This window comes from Allostigmatella hybrida, assembly GCF_020103775.1.
In the GTDB taxonomy this organism is placed as follows: Bacteria; Myxococcota; Myxococcia; order Myxococcales; family Myxococcaceae; genus Hyalangium; species Hyalangium aurantiaca.
Map to the genome: position 1 here is coordinate 45,003 of NZ_JAHXBH010000010.1, position 18,473 is coordinate 63,475.

At 69.2% G+C, this 18,473-nt stretch carries 16 protein-coding genes; 6 read left to right on the top strand and 10 right to left on the bottom strand.

Annotation, left to right across the window (positions count from 1 at the left end; all coding sequences use genetic code 11):
• Window positions 1-129 precede the first annotated feature (129 nt).
• Window positions 130-906 carry a dihydroneopterin aldolase gene (locus KY661_RS17980; RefSeq protein WP_225411369.1) on the top strand — a complete coding sequence of 259 codons (777 nt, stop codon included), beginning with the start codon at window positions 130-132 and terminating at the stop codon, window positions 904-906.
• A gap of 36 nt (window positions 907-942) precedes the next feature.
• Here the strand turns inward: KY661_RS17980 and KY661_RS17985 are convergent, their stop codons facing one another.
• Together KY661_RS17985 and KY661_RS17990 are read right to left on the bottom strand one after the other, a co-directional pair.
• Entirely contained in the window at window positions 943-2,175 is a 1,233-nt protein-coding gene (locus tag KY661_RS17985; protein ID WP_225411370.1) for a cytochrome P450, read from the bottom strand.
• A 71-nt stretch (window positions 2,176-2,246) separates the two neighbouring features.
• The gene (locus KY661_RS17990) at window positions 2,247-3,155 is read right to left on the bottom strand and encodes a LysR family transcriptional regulator (protein ID WP_225411371.1); all 909 of its coding nucleotides are present in this window, start codon (window positions 3,153-3,155) and stop codon (window positions 2,247-2,249) included.
• Between the two features lie 92 nt (window positions 3,156-3,247).
• Between KY661_RS17990 and KY661_RS17995 the strand changes: the two genes are divergently transcribed.
• The 3 genes from KY661_RS17995 to KY661_RS18005 all read left to right on the top strand — a co-directional run bounded on the left by KY661_RS17995 (window position 3,248) and on the right by KY661_RS18005 (window position 4,916).
• The gene (locus KY661_RS17995) at window positions 3,248-4,117 is read left to right on the top strand and encodes an aldo/keto reductase family oxidoreductase (protein ID WP_225411372.1); all 870 of its coding nucleotides are present in this window, start codon (window positions 3,248-3,250) and stop codon (window positions 4,115-4,117) included.
• A gap of 120 nt (window positions 4,118-4,237) precedes the next feature.
• Window positions 4,238-4,525 carry a hypothetical protein gene (locus KY661_RS18000; RefSeq protein WP_225411373.1) on the top strand — a complete coding sequence of 96 codons (288 nt, stop codon included), beginning with the start codon at window positions 4,238-4,240 and terminating at the stop codon, window positions 4,523-4,525.
• Between the two features lie 34 nt (window positions 4,526-4,559).
• Entirely contained in the window at window positions 4,560-4,916 is a 357-nt protein-coding gene (locus tag KY661_RS18005; protein WP_225411374.1) for a hypothetical protein, read from the top strand.
• Here the strand turns inward: KY661_RS18005 and KY661_RS18010 are convergent.
• Entirely contained in the window at window positions 4,910-6,124 is a 1,215-nt protein-coding gene (locus KY661_RS18010; protein ID WP_225411375.1) for an FAD-dependent monooxygenase, read from the bottom strand. The two genes, KY661_RS18005 and KY661_RS18010, sit on opposite strands and share 7 nt — an antisense overlap.
• Window positions 6,125-6,268: 144 nt before the next feature.
• Between KY661_RS18010 and KY661_RS18015 the strand changes: the two genes are divergently transcribed.
• Window positions 6,269-6,823 (top strand): hypothetical protein, encoded by a 555-nt coding sequence (locus KY661_RS18015; RefSeq protein WP_225411376.1) that lies wholly within the window; start codon window positions 6,269-6,271, stop codon window positions 6,821-6,823.
• A 9-nt stretch (window positions 6,824-6,832) separates the two neighbouring features.
• Here KY661_RS18015 and KY661_RS18020 read toward each other — a convergent pair whose 3' ends face one another.
• The 6 genes from KY661_RS18020 to KY661_RS18045 all read right to left on the bottom strand — a co-directional run bounded on the left by KY661_RS18020 (window position 6,833) and on the right by KY661_RS18045 (window position 16,546).
• Entirely contained in the window at window positions 6,833-10,066 is a 3,234-nt protein-coding gene (locus KY661_RS18020; RefSeq protein WP_225411377.1) for a helicase HerA domain-containing protein, read from the bottom strand.
• 35 nt (window positions 10,067-10,101) lie between these two features.
• Window positions 10,102-11,109 carry a helix-turn-helix domain-containing protein gene (locus KY661_RS18025; RefSeq protein WP_225411378.1) on the bottom strand — a complete coding sequence of 336 codons (1,008 nt, stop codon included), beginning with the start codon at window positions 11,107-11,109 and terminating at the stop codon, window positions 10,102-10,104.
• Window positions 11,096-12,379: an endonuclease domain-containing protein gene (locus KY661_RS18030; RefSeq protein ID WP_225411379.1), complete on the bottom strand. Its 1,284-nt coding sequence runs from the start codon at window positions 12,377-12,379 to the stop codon at window positions 11,096-11,098. The genes KY661_RS18025 and KY661_RS18030 overlap by 14 nt, the downstream gene beginning before the upstream one ends.
• Window positions 12,380-12,452: 73 nt before the next feature.
• Window positions 12,453-14,480, bottom strand: a complete 2,028-nt coding sequence (gene mdoH, locus KY661_RS18035) for a glucans biosynthesis glucosyltransferase MdoH (protein WP_225411380.1) — start codon at window positions 14,478-14,480, stop codon at window positions 12,453-12,455.
• A 9-nt stretch (window positions 14,481-14,489) separates the two neighbouring features.
• Complete coding sequence (locus tag KY661_RS18040) at window positions 14,490-14,984, bottom strand: hypothetical protein (RefSeq protein ID WP_225411381.1); 495 nt, start codon at window positions 14,982-14,984, stop codon at window positions 14,490-14,492.
• Window positions 14,981-16,546, bottom strand: coding sequence for a glucan biosynthesis protein (locus KY661_RS18045; RefSeq protein WP_225411382.1), 1,566 nt, complete (start codon window positions 16,544-16,546; stop codon window positions 14,981-14,983). Before KY661_RS18045 ends, KY661_RS18040 begins: the two co-directional genes overlap by 4 nt.
• A 367-nt stretch (window positions 16,547-16,913) precedes the next feature.
• Between KY661_RS18045 and KY661_RS18050 the strand changes: the two genes are divergently transcribed.
• Entirely contained in the window at window positions 16,914-17,762 is an 849-nt protein-coding gene (locus tag KY661_RS18050) for an MnmC family methyltransferase (protein WP_225411383.1), read from the top strand.
• On the opposite strand, the gene KY661_RS18055 is transcribed toward KY661_RS18050, so the two are convergent.
• On the bottom strand, window positions 17,707-18,333 hold the full coding sequence (locus tag KY661_RS18055; RefSeq protein WP_075009939.1) for a TIGR02265 family protein: 627 nt from the start codon (window positions 18,331-18,333) through the stop codon (window positions 17,707-17,709). The genes KY661_RS18050 and KY661_RS18055 overlap by 56 nt on opposite strands.
• Window positions 18,334-18,473: the final 140 nt, after the last annotated feature.

Below are 18,473 nucleotides of genomic sequence, written 5' to 3' on the forward strand. Positions count from 1 at the left end.
AGATGCGGCGCTCGCCCAGCCGTCAAGGCACGCCCCGGCGGCCTCCGGGGCTCTCACGGGCGGGGACAGGGACTTTGAAGTTTCATACGCTGACGGTTCTTCTCCGTGCCCTGTCAGGAGCCCCGTCTCATGAATGAACCCCTGCGCCTGCCCGTGGAGACGGATGGCCAAGGGCGTCTGCTGGATGTCATCGAGCTGAGGGACTTCACGGTGAAGAGCGCCCCGGGCACCGCGTCCGCCGGGGGCGAGGCCGCGCGGTGGAGCCTGGAGGTGGCGCTGTTTCTCGACACGCGGCGGGCCGCGACGGACGGGCACCTGTCTCACACGGTCCATTACGGACGGCTGGCGGGGGAGCTGCGCTTCCTGCTGGAGGCCTGCCGCTTCGAATCGCTGGAGCCGGTGGCGGAGGCCGTCGTCCGCTATGTGCTGTTGCCCCCCTCCCTGGATGCGCCGCATGCCCAGGTGAGGGCCGCCACGGTGCGTGTCACCCGGCCCGAGGCCCCTGGAGGACAGGCCGTGCCCGCGGTGCAGGTCCACCGCCGCCACGGGCATTTCGTTTACCCCGTGGAGGAGACGCCCTTTGGCCACGTGGATCGCGTCTACGAGGGGTCCCGCTCCGGCATCTGCCGGCTGCGCCTCCGGCCTGGGGGCTTCGTGTCCGAGCCCCGGCATCCGCGCATGACGCAGAGCCAACTGGTGCTGGGCGGTGGCCTGCTTCTGCAGGGCCGTCCAGCCCAGCAGGGCACGGTTTTCCACGGGCCCCAGGGGCTCGCCCACCGCTACGACAATCCCACGGACATCGAGCAGTCGGTGCTGTGCGTGGATCAGCCGGAGGTGGTGGAAGGGGAGGCGCCGCTGGTGCAGGGGCACTCCTATTACCCGGCGGAAGATCCCCACCTGGGCTGAGAGGGAATCCGCCCCCCGCGCACGGCCGCTGAAGCGCTACTCCAGCCGCGCCGGCATCGCCGTGAACCCGCGGAACCGCGCCCGCCGTGCCCGCACCGGCGGCGCGGTCAGCGCATAGGCCGGGAAGCGCGCGAGGAACGCCGCCAGCGCGATCCGTGCCTCCATCCGCGCGAGGTTCATCCCCGCGCACGTATGTGCCCCTCCCGCGAAGGCGAGGTGCCGGTTGGGCTGGCGCCCCACGTCGAAGCGCTCAGGGTCCTCGAAGCGCGCGGGGTCGCGGTTGGCGGCGCCGATGCAGAGTGTGAGGAAGGTGCCGGCCGGCGCCGCCACGCCGCCGAGCTCCGTGTCCTCCGTCACCCGCCGGTTGCCGAGCTGATTGGAGGATTCGTAGCGCAGGACTTCCTCCACCGCCGCCGGCATCAGCGCCGGGTCTCGCAGCAGCCGTGCGCGCTCGTCCGGGAAGCGCGCCAGCAGCTCCAGGGCGTTGCCGATGAGGTTCGTCGTCGTCTCGTGCCCCGCGTTCAGGAGGAAGACGCACTGGTGCAGCAGCTCCGTCTCGGTCAGCCGCTCCCCGTCGGATTCGCCCTGGATGAGCCGGGTCAGCACGTCCGTCGCGGGGTCCCCCGGCCGCGCCCGCCGCCGGACGACGAGGATGCGGAGGTAGTCCAGAAACTCCGTCACCGCCTCGTTCCCGCGGGCCTCCTGCTCGGCCGTCAGACGGGGTTCGAGCGCGCCCAGGATGGCAAGCGACCAGCCCCGCAGCGGGCCCCGCTCCTCCATCGGCATGTCCAGCAGGTTGCCGATCACCTCAATGGGGATGGCGGCGGCGAAGTTCTCGATCAGGTCCGCGGCGCCCTTCGCGGCCAGTCCGTCCAGCAGCCGGTCCACCAGGGCGCGCAGCCCGGGCTCCATCGTCGCCAGCGCGCGCGGGGTCAGCGCGCCCACCATCAGCCGGCGCACCCGCGTGTGCAGCGGCGGGTCGTTGAAGACGAGGGAGGTGGTGTGGTGCTCGAAGAGCGGCGTGTCCCCGTATTTTGCGCCGAACTCGACGCGCTTGTCCGAGGAGAAGGTGCGCGTGTCGCGGTAGACACGGTCGAGGTCGGCCCAGCGGGTGAGAAAGAGGGAGCCGTCGGGCATCCGGTGGACCGGGTCCCGCTCGCGCATCGCGCGGTAGAGGGGGAAGGGGTCGGCGTAGAAGGCGTCGTCCAGCCGCGCCAGGTCGAATGCGGACACGGGGTCGGCGGGTGGGGAGGGGCGGGCGGTGGACATCCGGCGGAGCATAGGCCGGTGCGCATCAGACAGACAGGGGCACCCCGGAAGGCGACGCAGGCGGGCAGAGGTTAAGCGGGGCCAGCCGATGCCTTGATGAAGTCAACGAAGGCCCGCAGCGGCGCGGGTACGAGGCGCCGTCCGGGGTAGTAGAGGAAGGGCCCTGGGAAGCTCTGCCACCAGGGCTTGAGGATGGGTTCGAGGGCGCCGCCGTCCAGGTGCGGCCGGAGCCAGTCCTCGAAGTGGTACACGATGCCGCTGCCAGCGACCGCCGCGTCGATGGAGAGGTCGCTCGCCCCGCCCGCGCTCACGATCAGCGGCCCCGAAGGATCAACCCGAACCACCTCGCCGTTGCGCTCGTACTCCCACGGCGGCATCGCGCCGCTGGAGAAGCGGCCGCGCAGACAGGCGTGGCCCAGCAGCTCGCGGGGGTGCTTCGGCCGACCATGCCGCTCCAGGTAGGCCGGGGCCGCGGCGGTGGCGAAGCGCTGGACACGCGGTCCAATGGGCACCGCGATCATGTCCTGCTCCAGCCGTTCGTCGTAGCGGATGCCGGCGTCGAACCCGGAGGCGATCACGTCGACAAAGCTGTCGTCGGTGATGATCTCCAGCCGGATGTCGGGGTAGGCGGCGAGGAACGGTGGAACGATGCGGGGCAGCACCAGCCGCGCCGCGCTGACCGGGACGTTGAGGCGCAGCGAGCCCGCGGGCCTGTCGCGAAAGCCGTTCACCACGTCGAGGGCGGCCTCCATCTCGGCCAGGGCGGGGCCGAGCCGCTCCAGCAAGCCCTGACCCGCGTCGGTCAGGACGACACTTCGCGTCGTCCGGTTCAGCAGCCGGACCCCCAGCTGCGCCTCCAGACGGCGGACCGCCTCGCTGAGCGCGGACGCACTGCTGCCGCTGGTGCGAGCGCCCTCACGAAACCCCCGGGCGCGTGCCACCGCGACGAAGGCCTTCAGGTCATCCAGGTCGGCTTTCACTGTTCGCCTTTCCGCACAGCCCATGCGGATTGTACCCCGTTCTCCTGGGCCCAGGCAGCGGCTATCTGTGTCTCCTCTTCAAAGGAGAGCACATGTCCCAGATGGATCTGTCCGGCACGTTCACCCTCGGAGGCCGCACCGTGAATCGGCTCGGCTATGGCGCCATGCAACTCGCGGGGCCCGGCGTGTTCGGTCCGCCCAAGGACCACGGCGCGGCGTTGGCCGTGCTGCGCGAGGCGATCGCCAGTGGGGTGAACCACATCGACACCAGCGACTATTACGGTCCGTACGTCACGAACCGGCTGATCCGCGAGGCGCTCGCGCCGTACCCCCGCGATCTCGTCATCGTCACCAAGATCGGCGCCCGGCGGGGCGAGGATGGCACGTGGCTCCCGGCTTTCTCGCCCCAGGAACTGACCCAGGCGGTCCACGACAACCTGCGCAACCTGGGCCTGGAGGCACTCGACGTGGTGAACCTTCGCCTCATGTTCAGCGCTCACGGGCCTGCGGAGGGCTCGATCGAGGCGCCGCTCACGGTGCTCGCCGGGCTCCAGCAGAAGGGCTTGGTGCGCCACATCGGTTTGAGCAACGTCACCCCCACGCAGGTCGCGGAGGCTCGAAGGATCGCCCCCATCGTCTGCGTGCAGAACCACTACAACCTGGTGCACCGGGCCGACGATGCCCTGATCGACGCGCTGGCCCGCGACGGCATCGCCTACGTGCCGTTCTTCCCGCTCGGCGGATTCTCCCCCTTGCAGTCGTCCACCTTGTCCGGCGTCGCGGCGCGTCTCGGTGCCACGCCCATGCAGGTGGCGCTCGCCTGGCTGCTTCGCCGCTCACCCAACATCCTTCTGATCCCCGGCACCTCGTCGGTCGCACACCTGAAGGAGAACCTCGCCGCGGCCGGATGCACGCTGCCGGAGGACGCGCTCCAGGAACTGGAGACCGTCGCCGGAGCGTGACGCCCGGTGAGCCTCTGCTCAGGCTGCAATCGCGCAGTGTGCTTGTAAATCTGGAAATGCGGTGATAAATGTTATTCGTGCTTGGCGTGACGCCAGCCGCTTCCTTATGGAGTGCTTCTCATGAACCTGAAGCGCCTCGTTGTCAGCATGGCGTTCAGCGGTCTCCTCGCGGCGTGTGGTGGATCCATCGATGAGGCTCCGGGCGAGTTCCAACCTCCGCTCCAGGAGACCGAGCAGGGCATCTGTGAAGGCTGGGACAAAGGGGCGCGGAACTGTACCTTCAAGTGCACGGCGGACGATTACCGGCACTGGTACGGCTACGGAGATGTCCCCTACGGCCAGTGCCATGATCGCGCGGTGGCCTACTGCGGGCGTGACCCCTACAGCGCCTGCTGGAGCATTCCCTGATTCCAGGCGGTCCGCCTGAAAGGAGCGCATTGCCATGAACTTGAAGACCTGGATGATCCCCTTGGTGTCTGGTGCCCTCTTGGCGGCCTGCGGCGCGCCCGAGGACATGCCGCAGGTGGCCGAGCCCCAAGCCACCGTGACGGCGCCGTCCGAATCCATGCCCGCGGCGGAAGCGGCGCCCTCCCAGGACGGCGTCAGCGCTCAGTGGACCGCGAACTGTGCGGGCTGGGAGAATGGCGCGCGCACCTGTTCGTGGAAGTGCCGCAGCACCAGCGAGTGGCTCTGGTCGGTCCAGACCGTGGCCTTTGGCGACTGCGGCGCCTACGCGAACAACTTCTGCGGGCACTCGGCGTACAAGGCCTGCTGGAGCTCGAACAAGCCCAATTACTGAGCCGCCTCTCCTGGCGGGATGCCAGCGCCATAGTCCGGCAGATCGATCTTGTCGGAGGGGGGAGACAGCAGCTTGCCAGCAAGCCTGCTGATCCCCGGTTTGCTGGCGAGGTGCAGCGCGCCCTGCTGAAGGGCGATGCCAGCCCGGGTCTGAGGCTGAGCGATGCGCGGCCCCAGCTTGGGCACGTCCTGCGCCTGCTCCACGTAGGGCCGCATGATCCGCTCGTAGGCGGCGAAGGCCTGCGCATGGTCCTCGTGGCGTGAGAGCTCTCCGGCGAGGACGTAGGCGCCCACGAGCGCCAGGCTCGTGCCCATGCCACTGATGGGTGAGGCGCAATAGGCGGCGTCGCCTACCAGGGCGACGCGGCCCTTGGACCAATGGTCCATCTTCACCTGGCCGAGCGCCTCGAAGTAGAAATCCTTGGCATCGTCCAGCGCGGCGAGCACGCGCGGCGTCTCCCATCCGGCGCGGGCGAACTTCGCCTTCAAGAAGGCCTTCTGCTCGCTGGGGGACTGGTCCTCGTACCCCGCCGACTCCTGTTGCACCGAGAGGATGGCGCGCGTGGTGCCGGTGTTGTCCGGGCGGAGGAAGACGCTGAGTCCCCCCGGAGCGTTGAACCAGCGGGCGGTGGCCCCGTCATTCTCCCCCCGCGGAATCGTGAAATAAGCCGTGTAGAGATCGAGCGGCACGCGCTGGACGGCATCGCCGAACAGGAGCGCGCGCGTCGATGAGCCGATTCCCTCAGCGGCGATGACGAGGTCGAACCGGCGCGGGCCCCCGTGCTCCAGCGTGACTTCGACGGCGTCACCCTGGTCCTCCATGCCGCGGATGCGGTCCCCGAAGACATAGTGGGCCTGCCTGCGGCTGTGTTCGATCAGGAGCCGCGCCAGCTCGCCGCGGAGGATCTCCAGCTCGGCGGTGGGGCCATTGCCGCCGAACTGCTCCGCGCTGATTTCGGCCTTGATCCGGTTCGCTTCGTCGACGAACGCGATTCCCTTTTCGCCCGTTGTCCGCTGCGCGATCGCGTCTTCGAGCCCCATGCGCTGGACGACCGTCCGGCCCGCGCCGCGCACGTCGATGTTCTGCCCACCATCGCGGAACCCGGGTGCGCGTTCGACGACCGTGACGCTCATGCCAAAGCGGCTCAGCCACCAGGCCAGGGCAGGACCCGCGATGCTTGCCCCGGTAATCAGCACGTCTCGTTTCATCGGCGTCTCCTCGCTCCTGTTCCAGGGGCTTCACCTCTGCCCCAGAAGGCATTTGCTGTTATTTCCGGAAATAATCGATAGGCTTGGAGTTCTGTTTTGGATTTGGTTAGGCTTTAGACTCATTTTTTGAAGGAGGGGCAGGCAATGATGAGATTTGAGACTGTCGCGGTGGGGGTGTTTCTGGTGGGAGCGTTGATGCTTCCATCGGCCGTTGAAGCCCAGCCCGTGCTCATTCAGCGCTGTGCGGCCGACAGCCTGGGGGCTGCGCAGGTCAAGCCGCGTGTGGAGCTGGCGCGCTGGTGCGCGCTGACCCGTAACGTCCGGGCTCCAGACTGGACCTGTGCCGCTGACTACGCCGAGACGGATTTCAATACCAACCCTGTTGGCAGGAACGTCTATCTTTCAAGCTCGCATGCCGGGGTCAATGCCACCTATCTCTCGCTGCTGTACCTGAGCGCTCCCATCTCCTACATGGTGGATGCCGACGGCTATTGCAAATGGACCCGGGCTGCCGCACGCCAGAAGCAGCGGCCCCTGTATCCTGTCTATGGCAGCCATCATGATCTGATGAACGCCTCCAACCGGCAGCTCTTCCTTCACCCCACGCAGTTCAGCTGCGACTTCTACCTGGACAAGAATGGGACGCAGCCGGCGGCAGGCTATGATTTCTACATCAACGGCTTCTGCGAGCAGGCCTGACGGAAACGGTCAGGAGCCCGTCTGAGCGGCGGGCTTCGCCGGTGCGGACCGGGCGGCGAGGCGAAGCAGCGCGTCGTCGGAGAGCTGCTCGGTGGCGAGCGCGGAGGGCTCGGTCTTGACGCGCTCGACCTTGCCACTGCGCACGGCGTGGAACTCGCCCGTGCCCTGGTTGGGAATCTTGGAGGTGAAGTCCACCTTGGCTTCGCTGAGCATGGGCTTCATCTTCTCCAGGGACGTGCGCTCCTTCACGCGGCCGATGAACCAGGAGCGGATGTTGTCGCGGCACTTGTAGTCGAAGTCGCCCGGGCTCTGGGTGGCGAGCAGCAGCCCCAGGCCCGCCGAGCGTGCCCGCTTGATGAGGTTCTCCATGGGCTGCTTGGTGGAGGGCTGGCGCAGGGCAGGCAGGTACATGTCCGCCTCGTCGAACATGAGGACTGCCTGGAGCGTGGGGCAGGGATTTCGGCTGAGCCAGCGCGTCACCTCGATGAGGAGCTGGGAGACCCAGAACAGGACGTTGTTGTTGTCCCCGAGGAACTTGGTGCTGAGGATGCTCAGGCGGGTCTTGCCCGGAATCGCGTGCGCGCCCCGGCCCAGCAAGAGGTCCATGTCGAGCTTCTCGGCGTCGCGGCCCAGCAGCAACTGGGAGTCCAAGTTGAGCCTGTCCAGGTCGTCAGCCACCTTGTCGAACAGCTTCGTGTCCAGCCGGCCTGCGGCGTTGACCAGGCGCGGATCCCTGTCCCCGATGAAGCGGACGAGCAGGGGGAGGGTGACGTCCTCGCTGGAGAGCTGGATGAACTGGTCGATGGCCTGGGTGAGCAGGGTGCGGCAGGACTTGTCCCGGGCACTGGTGCGGTAGTCGAGCATGCCGGCCAGCGCCTCGGCGGCATGGCGGGTGCCCTGCTGGCGGTCAAACTCGGGAAGGGTGTTCAGTCCATCGGGCACGATGGGAATGGCCAGGGGGCGGCCGTTGGGGTGGCCCGGGGTGAAGAGGGCCACGTCGAGTCGCTCCCGGAGCTGGTCCCGGCGCTCCCGGCGGCGGGCGTCTTCGATGGGGCGGTTCCAGAAGTCCTCGGAGGCGTAGCCCGCGAGGTCTCCCTTCCGGTCCACGAGGATGGCGGGGATGCCCTGGAGGAGCAGTTGCTCAATCACGTTGAGGGCGAGCGTCGTCTTGCCGCTGCCGGGGCCTCCGAGGAACGCCGCGTGCTGCGTCAGCTCGTCAGGATTGAGCAGGACGGGGACTTTCAGCAGGCTGTCCTCCTCGCCGATGCGGACGGGGGAGGTGCGCTGGGGCTGGGGCCTCTCGGGAGGCTTGATCCGCGGGGGCTCGATGTTGGAGGAGCCTGAGCCGGGAAGGATGAGCTGTTGTGGCTTGGCGGTAGAGCCGTTCTTGTCTGTAGCCCGCTGCGAGTCCTTGTTGGGCTGAGGCACATCCGCAGGTTTCCCGGAGTCCGTCTTGGACGGCACGTTGTCCAGGGCCAGGATGTCCCGCACGGGCTTGAGCTGGGTAATCGGCTTGGCCGAGCGCAGCCAGGAAGCGAAGTCGGGACGCGATTCGTAGCGCTTGCGGAACTCCCTCAGGGACAGGAGGGCGCGGCTATCACTGTCCTCCAGCACTGCCCGGCGGCCTCCCTTGCCAATGAGCTTGCCGAGGCTCACCGCGGCGGTAGCCCGGGGATTGCTCGGATATTCGCTGGTCCGGATGACCACGGCGGTGCGGCCCTTGGCTTCCTTGCGGACCTGATCGATCTGGTTGGCGAGCCCGCCGCCCCGGGTGCTCCGGTTGCACAGCGCTAGATGCAGCTTCTCGTCTCCCGGAGAAACATCCACTTGGATGGCCTCCTCGACACGCCGGACTTCGAAGCGGTGCCCCGTGTCCACCTCGTCCGCGCTGGCCCTCAGCGCCCAGACCAGCAACTCGGCGAGTTCGGGATCCTCCTCGGGCGGTGGCGTGGAGTTCGTGGAGCGGAAGTCGTTCCAGAGCTGATCCAATTCCAGCGTCGTCTGCCCCTGAGCGTGGGCGGAGATCTGCCTCTGGGGAGGAGGCAGCCCCAGGGGGAACTGGCTGGGCAGGGCTTTCTCGCGGCTGGCCTGTTCGCGCCACCTCCGGCATGTGTCGAGCACCTCGCGGGTGCTCAGCCCGGCGAGCTTCTCGAAGCCCTCGTGGGGGAAGGGGTAGGTGGGCTCCGCGGGATCGAACGGCGCATCCTCCACCGAGTAGAGGTGCTCCAGGCGGCGCTCGGTGATGAGCCGGGCTTCCTCGGCGGTGCGGTGGTTCTCCAGCTTGAGGGTGTCCGGGTCCCGCTCGATGCGGTCCAGCAGGGACTGGGTGAGCTGGCCCCGGAGGCCCGTCCAGAAGGTGTGCAGGCAGCTGATGACGATGACCGACGAGGGTGCGCGCTCCGCGAAGTCGCACAGCATGTGCATGGCCCGGCGGAAGGCCTGCGTGTTGGCGGCATCGGTGTCGAAGCCCTCGAGCTGGTCCACGCACAGCACCAGCGAGTGGCCGAGCACGGCGGCGAGCTGGCCCAGGTGCTCCACCATCTCCTGCGGGTGGTTGTCGTGGATGCGCGGCACCAGGTCGCCCAGCACCTTGCGGTCGTTGCCGGACAGGTCCTCGCAGCGCAGGTACTTGAGCACGCGGCTGCGGATGCGCGTGTCCTCCCGCTGGAGGAAGAGCAGGGCGCGCAGCAGGTCCAGGTCCAGCGTCTTGAAGCGCTCCTGCTTCTGCAAGTCGTCGGCGGCGGTCTCCACCAGGTGGGTGATCTCGTCCGCGTCCTGGTCCGGATCGGCGAGCAGGGCCGCCACCTTGCCGCACTGGGCGAGCAGCAGGTCCGACAGCTTCCGCAGGCCGGACTTGGCCTCGGTGGACTCGTGGTAGGGCTGGTCCAGCGAGTCGATGAGGTTGGAGAGGACGTAGCGTCCGTAGTTGCTCGTGGACGTCGTCATCTGCATGTAGCCCACGAAGCCCAGGGAGCGCTCGTGGGCGAGGGTCCGGAACGCCCGGAGCAGGTGCGTCTTGCCGCAGCCCGAGTCTCCCAGCAGCAGCAGGATGCGCCCCGCGTCCAGGCCGGGGGGCGTGGTGGCGCGCAGGAGCATGCGCTCGAAGGTGGCCCGGGCCTCCTGGTGCACCGTCTCGACGTCGAAGGGGTCCTCCCGCCAGATCTCATGGCGGTGCTGGATGGAGTGGAAGACCTCGGTACGGTCGGACAGAAAAGAGGCAAGACGCAGATCGTTCTGCTGCATGGGCACTCCCCCAATTGCCGGACGGTGTGAGCCCTTTACAGGGCGATGAAATGAAAGGTGGCGCCGAGGTAGCGGGTCTCCGAGGCCGCCACGTCCGCGGGATCCATCAGCTCGACCATGTCGGCGCGGCTCAGCGACAGCAGGCGCTTCTGGTTGGCCTCGATCAGCCGGTTCTTGAAGGCCTGTTCGTCCAGCCCCGGGTCTTTCATGGCGCGCCAGATGTGCGAGATGAAGACGCGGTCATCCCCGAAGCGGCCGCTTGTCGCGGTGCGGGCCGTGTGCAGCACCCGCTCGGCGAACGAGGACAGGGCTTCCTCGCCGGCCGGGGGCACGGGGGCTTCAGGCTCCGGGGCGGGCAGGGGCGCGGCTTCCGTGGCGGCAACGAGCCAGGACTGCAAGGCGGCCAGGCGGAGGCTCTCCGCGCCCATGCGCCGCGCGCCCACGCTCCGGGCGGCGAGCTGCTCCAGGGCTTGGGCGGGGCTCACCTCGCGGGTGGCCTGGAGCACCTTGCCCAGCAGGAAGGATTGCACCGCGGACAGGGTAAAGGGCTTGTCCGAGTCCACGCCGAGCTGCTTCCAGCACAGCGCATCCCGGACCTGGGCCAGGCTCCGCGTGCCCGGCTCCCCGAGGCCCGACTGCTTTTGAACGAGGATGGCCCGCAGGCCATCGGGGGTGCCCAGCCGGCTCACGTTGCTGGCGGAGGGCGGAAGCCCCAGCGACTTCGCCGTCAGGTACTTGAGCCGCAGTTGCTTCCAGGTGAGGCCCTTGGGGGCTCGCTCCACGCCCAGGGCCTCCACGGCGCGTTGGCGGCCGTCGTCCGTGAGGTGCAATCCCTTGCGTGGCGTCTGGTGCAAGAGGCCGCCCGCTTCCAGCGTGGCCAGGGCCTCCTCGAGCCGGGTGTTCCACTCGCCCGGGCTCCAGCGGTGCTCGACGAAGGACTTCAGCGCCCGGGACAAGTCAGTGCGTGAGCCTTTGCCCTCCGGGCGTGTCAGCAGCCACAGCAGTGCCACTTCCCCTACGCGAGAGAGTTCAGTCCGCGCCATGTGCATCCTCCCCATCTGCTGGCACCCTCCCCACCGCGTTGTGCCGCAGGGAGACGACTTCCAACACAGTGTCGCGGATTTCCTCGAGCCGCGCCACCACGTCATCGGCGAGGAAGCGCAGCACCCAGTAGCCATGCCGTTGCAAGGCCAGGTCCTTGCGCCGGTCGCGCCGGTAGGCCTCGGGCGTCTGGAAGTGATAGTAACCATCGATTTCGATGGCCAATCGCAACCGTCGGCAGAGCAGGTCTACCTCGACAGGCCGGTCTTGGATGCGAAACCCGGTACGTTGGTTGAGTTCAAACAGTCCCCGCGTGGCCGGGAGGGATTCGAGCAGCGCGCTCAGGAAGCGCTCCGCGGCGCTGCGGGCCCGGTCCTCCGCCGAGGGTTGAACCGTGGCGGCTTCCCGCTCCCTCGCCGCACCGCCGTAGAGGGACAGCACCTCGTCCGGGGCTCCGTCCGCGGCCAACTGGGCGAGCGCGCCCGTGAGGGCTTCCGTGTCCTGGACCCCGAGCGCCTCCACGCGCCGCTTCACCCCCTCGGTGGAAACCATTGGGAGTGTCAACCGCCCTTCACGGACCAGGGCGCGTCCCTGGCTCTCCTCGCCGTGGAGATAGGCGTCCACCGCCTCTCCTTCCACGGAGAGGGCAGCGGCCAGCGTGGGCACGGTGTCACACATCCGGGCCACGGTCCGCGCGGCCTGGGCCAGCCACGCGGCCCCCGTTCCCGCGAGCAGGAGCGCCGGGGCCTCTCCAGGGGGAACGAGGGCATGCAGGGCCGCGAACGCGCGCAGCGGGTTCTGCTCGCAGGCTTCGAGGAGGGCCTCCCAGGGTTCCTGAGGCCTGGAGCGGGTGGCGGGCTGAAGCAGACACCGGCACGCGGCGGCGGCATCCGGCTGGGGGAGGGCCGGAAAGAGTTCCTGGAGCAGCAGGCCGCGCTCATGCGGCGTCTTGCCCTGGAGCTGCGCCGCCAGCTCGCCCCGCCGCAGTCCTCCCGCGGCGCCGAGCACCTCCGCCGCATCGGTTTCGAGGTTCCGGTGCTGGGCCAGGAATGTCACCCAGTCTCGTACGGCCCCGGCCTCGAGCGAGGCCCGCGAGACACACAGCCCCAGGCCGCGCGCCTCCAGCCAGCGGTGCCAGAGGGACAGGGCGGCGCCGGGAGGACCCGCCAGCACGGTGAGGGTGGGGATGGCCTGCTCGCGCCGGTGCTGGTGCCGGTCCAGCGCGGAGAGGGCCGCGGTATCGCTCGGAGGGGAGGAAGGGGCGGGGGGCACGGGCTCCAGCGTCCTTGAAACGGACGCGGCGTTTCAAGGAGGCCCTCCCCCTGCCGCGGTCAAGCCGTGCGCATCAGGACGTCTGGCTCATGAACCGGAGGCGGGCCTCCGCCAGCGTGGCCGGGTCCAAGAGCACCATCGACTTCTCCTGGGTGGAGAGCGCGTCCTGCTGTCCCGAGAGCAGCTTGCGCCGCGCGGTGGCCAGCTCGATGGAGGCAATGGAGGGCCCCGGCTGCTCCTCCAGCAGCGCCAGGTGCAGCGCGTGGGCGCGGGGGTCCGTGAGGACGCGCTTCAGCCCATCGTCCACGGTCTCCAGCTTCTGCTCCGACAGCGCCTGGGCCCGGACCAGCAGCGGGTGCTCCACGCGCTCCTCGGGGATGAGGAACAGGCCCAGCTTCGCCGCCCAGGTGCCCAGCGAGGCCCGGGCGGTCCACACCGACATCGGGATGGAGAGCAGCAGGCCCGCCACCACCGGGGACATCCACAGCAGCAAGTCCCGGGAGAGGGCGGCCGCCGCCACGGCCAGCACCCCGCCAAACACCGTGTGGCCCCAGTGCCGCCGGGCCGCTTCGGACCAGGGCAGGTCCGCGTCATCGCGCTGCTGGCTCGACCAGTTCACCCGGTAGCCCAGCACGGTGCCGAAGACGAAGTGGGACTGGAAGAGCATCATCACCGGCGCGAGCAGCATGGAGATGGCGGTCTCCAGCACCACGCTCAGCGCCACGCGGATGCGGCCGCCCATGCTGCGGGAGGCCTCGCTGTCGAGGAACGTCAGGAAGAGGCCGAACAGCTTGGGCACCAGCAGCATGCCCAGCGACAGGAACATCATCCGCCGCGCGCCCTCCACGTCGAACGTCGGCCACACCGGGAACAGGGTCCGCTCGCTCGTGAAGTACACCGGCTCCACGAAGCGGTCTTGCAGCGCGGCGCCCAGCCCCGTCAGCAGGAAGATGAGCCACAGGGGCGAGGCCACGTAGGACATCACCCCCATGAGGAAGTGGCCGCGGCTCAAGGGGTGCAGCCCCCCGGCCATCACCAGGCTCAGGTGCTGGAGGTTGCCCTGGCACCAGCGCCGGTCCCGCTGGGCATAGGCCAGCAGGTGCGGCGGGGACTGCTCGTAGCTGCCCCCCACATCCGACAGCAGCCACACCGTGTAGCCTGCCCGGCGCATCAGCGCCGCCTCCACGAAGTCGTGGCTGAGGATGTGCCCCCCGAAGGGTTGCTTGCCGGGCAGCACGGGCAGGCCGCAGTGCTCGATGAAGGCGGACACGCGGATGATGGCGTTGTGGCCCCAGTAGTTGGACTCGCCGAGCTGCCACGCCGCCGCGCCCGCGCCCACCACGGGGCCGTACACCTGGCCAGCGAACTGCTGCAGGCGGGCAAAGAGCGTCATCTTCCCCACGCAGCGGGGAGGCGCCTGGAGGATGCCGGCCTGCGGGTTGAGCTCCATCAACCGCGCCAGCGTCACCAGCGTGTCGCCCGTCATGAGGCTGTCGGCGTCCAGCACCACCATGAAGTCGTAGTGGCGGCCCCAGCGCTCGCAGAAGTCCGAGAGGTTGCCGGCCTTCTTGCCGGTGTTGTCCGAGCGGCGCCGGTAGAAGATGCGCCCCTGGCCCCCCACGCGGCGGCACAGGTCCGCCCAGGCCAGCTCCTCGGCCACCCAGGCCTCGGCGCGGGTGGAGTCGCTCAGCACGTAGAAGTCAAAGGCCTCCAGGTGCCCCGTGGCGGCCAGCGACTCGTAGGTGGCCTGCACGTTGGCGAAGACCGAGGCGGGGTCTTCGTTGTGGATGGGCATCACCACCGTGGTGCGCCGGGTGAGCGGCGCCTTCTGCTCCTCGGCCGTCGGCTGGCGCAAGCCGGGCACCCGGCCCCCCACCAGCATCTGGAGGAACCCCGCGACGGCCGTCCAGAAGGACAGGCAAATCCAGGCGAAGCACAGGCTGAAGAGCCCCAGCAGCACCCACTCGGTCTCCGTGATTCCCTTGACGCTCAGCAGCCGGTGCATCTCCCACGCTCCGAGGAGCGTGGTGAAGGCCGCCAGCCCCAGAACGAAGAACCGGCGGATTCCGGTGGAGGGAGGGGAGAAGGAGTGCGCTTGCATGCGTGGGTCTCAGGCCCCCTCGATGGAGGCATCCGCGGTTTCCGCGCGCCACCAGCGGCGCAGCAACCCCGCCAGGGGGTTGAGCACAAGCTGCTGCTCGGGCATCACGGAAGGAACTGCCTTGGGCGCGGGCACGGGCATCGCCGAGCGCAGGGCCGACACGATGTCCTGGGGCAGCTCGGCGGGCTCGGTGAACAGCAGGGCCGCGCCGTGCTGCGCTGACTCGCTCAGCACGAAGGCCGCCCGGCCGCGTGACAGCAGCGTCTCGCCCGCGTTCTGGTGTCCGAGCACCTGGCGCAGCCACGCCTCCATGCGGGAGCGGGCCAGGGCCAGGGCCGCCTGCGGCTCGGCCATGTGGCCGCCGGGCACGGCCAGCACCCAGCCGGCCAGCTGCGTCAGGTCCGCCTCGGAGGTGAACCCGAACGTGCGGAAGAAGGAATCCAGGGCCACCCGCGTCTCCCGGCGGGCCGGGGCGCTCAGAGATGCGGAATTCAGCGTCTTCACGGTGTCCACAAGTAGCTCCATGTCTCGGTGAGGGTCTCTGAACCGGTCTTCAGGAATCCGCGCAGCTCGATGGGCGCGGAAGAGTCGTCAGGCAGCAGCTCGAAGGTGGCGCGCCAGCCTCCGGTGACGGTGTTGCGCTGGGCGATGGGGTGGAGCACCTGCCCGCGCGAGGCGGTGATGACGGCCTCCGCGGGGGCATCCCCAGCGGCCCCGCCGCCCGAGAAGTCGATGACGAAGCGCCGGGCCTTGGGCGTGGAGCCTGCGGCGATGCGCGTCGAGAGCACGGTGGCGCCCGGCGGGGCGCGGGGTGGCTCGAAGCCCCAGTAAAGCCGGTAGGCGAAGCGACGCTCGGTGCCAGGGGTCAGCGGCTGCTCGGGCACCCACGCGGCCACGATGTTGTCGTGGATCTCCTCGCGCGTGGGAATCTCCACGAGCTGGACGGCGCCCTTGCCCCAGTCGCCCACGGGCTCCACCCAGACGCTGGGGCGCAGCTCGTAGCGGGCCTCCAGGTCTTCATAATTGGCGAAGGACTGGTCGCGCTGCAGCAGCCCGAAGGCCCGGGGGCTCTCCGCCTGGAAGCTCGCGACGTTGAGCCGCGCGGGGTTCTGCAGCGGCCGCCAGAGCTGCTCGCCGTTCTTCATCGAGATGAAGAGGCCGTCGGAGTCGTGCACCTCGGGCCGGAAGTCGTCGTAGGTGCCCCGGTTGTTCTCGCCGAACAGGTACATGCTGGTGAGCGGCGCAATCCCCAGCTGCTTCACCGGCTTGCGGGCGAACAGGGTGGCCTCCACCTCCATCACCGTGCTCTTCCCGGGGATGATGACGAAGCGGTAGGCGCCCGTGACGCTCGGGCTGTCCAGCAGCGCGTGCACCACCACACGGTCCGACTTGGCCTCGGGCTTCTCCAGCCAGAACTCGCGGAACGCGGGGAACTCCTCGCCGCTCGGCAGGGCGGTATCAATCGCCAGGCCGCGCGCGGACAGGCCGTAAACATTGCCGCGTCCCAGGGACCGGAAGTAGCTGGCGCCCAGGAAGACGGCCACCTCGTCGAAGTGCTCCGGCCGGTTGATGGGGTGGTTGAGGCGCAGCCCCGCGAAGCCGTCCGCCTTGGCCAGCGGGCCCGCCTTCACCAGCGGGCCGTAGCTGAACAGCTCCGGGGAGAACGGCACGTCCTCCACCTGCTTGCCGCGCACCACGTGCACCGCGACGGGCTCCTTGTAATAGAAGCCGGGGTGGAAGAACTGCGCCTGAAAGGGCAGGCCCTCCTTGCGCCACAGCGACTGGTCCGGACGGAACCGGATGTCCCGGTACTCGTCATAGGAGAGTTGCTCGTAGGAGGCGGAGAGGTTGGAGGTGGGGACCTTGTAGCCCTGGCCCGCCAGCGCGCGCGCCTTCTCCCGCACCAGCTCCGGGCTGAAGGCCGTCTTGGACGCCTGCGCGGAAGCCTTCGCCGAGGCCCCCTTGGAGGAAAGCTTCACCTGGGCACCTGCCGCTCCCGCCACCAGCACACCGAGCACGCACGCCGTGCGAACTCCCCACCTTGAGCGCTTCCTGGACCTCACCACTTCCTCCTGAAAGATGTCCGCTGAGCCGGATCCGTACGGGCTGCCAGTCCTCATCCGAGGCCACCGCCCCGGGTTCAGGGGGCCATGACGCAGCGAGTCCTAGCAACCGGCGTGCCATAAGGTGTAACGCTGTGCGTCGAATGCAACCTGCCCATGTGTTCAGGCATCTCTGAGAGGGAAAGTGGTTGGAATGCCAAAGGGTTGGCTTCCGGCGGGGCCCCAGGCTGAAAAGACTCCAGCCTGCGGGCAGGACGGGGTGGGGAGGGCAAGAACACCGCGCTCTCCGGGTTGTCCCATTCCTCCACAGGTTCCGGTGTAGGGGCTCGTCAGGCCGTGACGGCCTCCGCCCCTTGTGGGAGAAGGCGCCGTGTCCTCCGACAACCCCCGCGACGGCGATTTCGAACTGGTCACCCTCCGCAACGGCGCCCGGGCCGTGCGCCACCTGGGGCACGGCGAGGTGATGCACCCCAGCGTGGGGCCGTGGAAGGAGGCGCTGCGCCTCTACGTGGAGCAGCCCCGCCTGGCCGAGCGCCTGGGCCAGCCCGGGCCGCCCCTGGTGGTGCTCGATGTGGGGCTGGGGGCCGCCACCAACGCGGTGGCCGCGCTCACGTGCGCCCGGGAGCTGGGGGCGGGGCGCCGGCGGGCGCTGGAGCTCATCAGCCTGGAGGTGGACCTCGCACCGCTGCGGCTGGCGCTGGCGGATCCGGAGGGGTTTCCCTTCCTCCAGCCGTTCCGCGAGGCCGCCGAGGCGCTGATGCGCGACGGGAGCTGGTCAGAGGCGGGGCTGCACTGGCGCCTGCTCCTGGGCGATGCGGTGCCCCACCTGGAGGGGGCGCTGCCGCCCGCAGATCTCGTCTACTTCGACCCGTTCTCTCCGGCCTCCAACCCGGACATGTGGACCGAGGCGGTGCTGGCCCGGGTCCGCGCGCGGTGTCAGGAGGAGGGGGAGGGCGCGCGGCTGCTGACGTACAGCGCGGCGACGCCCACCCGGGTGACCTTGCTGCTGGCGGGCTTCTACGTCGGCGCGGGCGTTTCCACCGGCACCAAGGGGGAGACCACGGTGGCCGCCACCCGCCTGGAGGCCCTGGAGTCCCCCCTGGGCGGCCGGTGGCTCGAGCGGTGGCGCCGCTCGTCCTCCCGGGCGCCCCACGGCGCGCCCCTTACGCCCGAGGTCGAGAGCCGGCTGCTTGCCCATCCGCAGTGGCGCTCCCGTTGAGGGCAGCGACCGCGGCGGGGGCTTCGGACCACCGGATGTGGAAGGTGCATGTCGTCCCGTCGAAGCCCTCGGGGATGGCCACCGCCCGCCAGCCGCCCGCGAGCTCCACGGCCCGGGCCAGCAGCCCCGCGGCGAACGTGGGCTGATCGGCCAGCACGTCGTTCATGCCCAGCTCGAGCGAGGTGGGGCCCCGCTCCACCACGGTGACTTCACTGAAGGTGTTGCCCGCCCGGAACCCACGGCCCGCGTGCAGCAACAGCCGCCGGGGGCCGGCGAGCTTGGCCACGCCCAGCAGCGCCCGGCCGAAGAAGGTGCCGAACCACGCATCCATGAAGCGCTCGCCCAGCGAGTAGTACGCGGCCTCGGCGGGCACGCCCCCGTACACGTGGGCGGCGGCGATCCGCAGGAAGTCTTTCCATTGCTCGAGCGAGTACGTCCGCTCCAGCTTCTGCTCGAGGTCCAACCCGGCCTTCTTCAGGGCCTGCCGGCAAGCCGGGGTCAGCCGGTTCTCGAAGGCACGGAGGAACAGCGCCTCGACGGTCTGGGCGTGGACGAGCTTCTCTGGGTTCATGGCAGCGCACCCTACACGACCGAGCGGACAACTGCTCGACCGAGGTGAAAGGACGTTCAGTGGCCTGATGCTCCCTGTGTTCGGTAGCGATCAGGGGAGGGACCCGCAGTGAATTTCAACCCCGGAAACAGCGAAAAGAG

What these genes read in the sequence shown, in the direction of transcription:
- KY661_RS17980 (WP_225411369.1), top strand. Translation starts at nt 130, where the DNA reads ATGAATGAACCCCTGCGCCTGCCCGTGGAGACGGATGGCCAAGGGCGT.
- KY661_RS17985 (WP_225411370.1), bottom strand. Translation starts at nt 2,175, where the DNA reads ATGTCCACCGCCCGCCCCTCCCCACCCGCCGACCCCGTGTCCGCATTC.
- KY661_RS17995 (WP_225411372.1), top strand. Translation starts at nt 3,248, where the DNA reads ATGTCCCAGATGGATCTGTCCGGCACGTTCACCCTCGGAGGCCGCACC.
- KY661_RS18000 (WP_225411373.1), top strand. Translation starts at nt 4,238, where the DNA reads ATGAACCTGAAGCGCCTCGTTGTCAGCATGGCGTTCAGCGGTCTCCTC.
- KY661_RS18005 (WP_225411374.1), top strand. Translation starts at nt 4,560, where the DNA reads ATGAACTTGAAGACCTGGATGATCCCCTTGGTGTCTGGTGCCCTCTTG.
- KY661_RS18010 (WP_225411375.1), bottom strand. Translation starts at nt 6,124, where the DNA reads ATGAAACGAGACGTGCTGATTACCGGGGCAAGCATCGCGGGTCCTGCC.
- KY661_RS18015 (WP_225411376.1), top strand. Translation starts at nt 6,269, where the DNA reads ATGATGAGATTTGAGACTGTCGCGGTGGGGGTGTTTCTGGTGGGAGCG.
- KY661_RS18020 (WP_225411377.1), bottom strand. Translation starts at nt 10,066, where the DNA reads ATGCAGCAGAACGATCTGCGTCTTGCCTCTTTTCTGTCCGACCGTACC.
- KY661_RS18025 (WP_225411378.1), bottom strand. Translation starts at nt 11,109, where the DNA reads ATGGCGCGGACTGAACTCTCTCGCGTAGGGGAAGTGGCACTGCTGTGG.
- mdoH (WP_225411380.1), bottom strand. Translation starts at nt 14,480, where the DNA reads ATGCAAGCGCACTCCTTCTCCCCTCCCTCCACCGGAATCCGCCGGTTC.
- KY661_RS18055 (WP_075009939.1), bottom strand. Translation starts at nt 18,333, where the DNA reads ATGAACCCAGAGAAGCTCGTCCACGCCCAGACCGTCGAGGCGCTGTTC.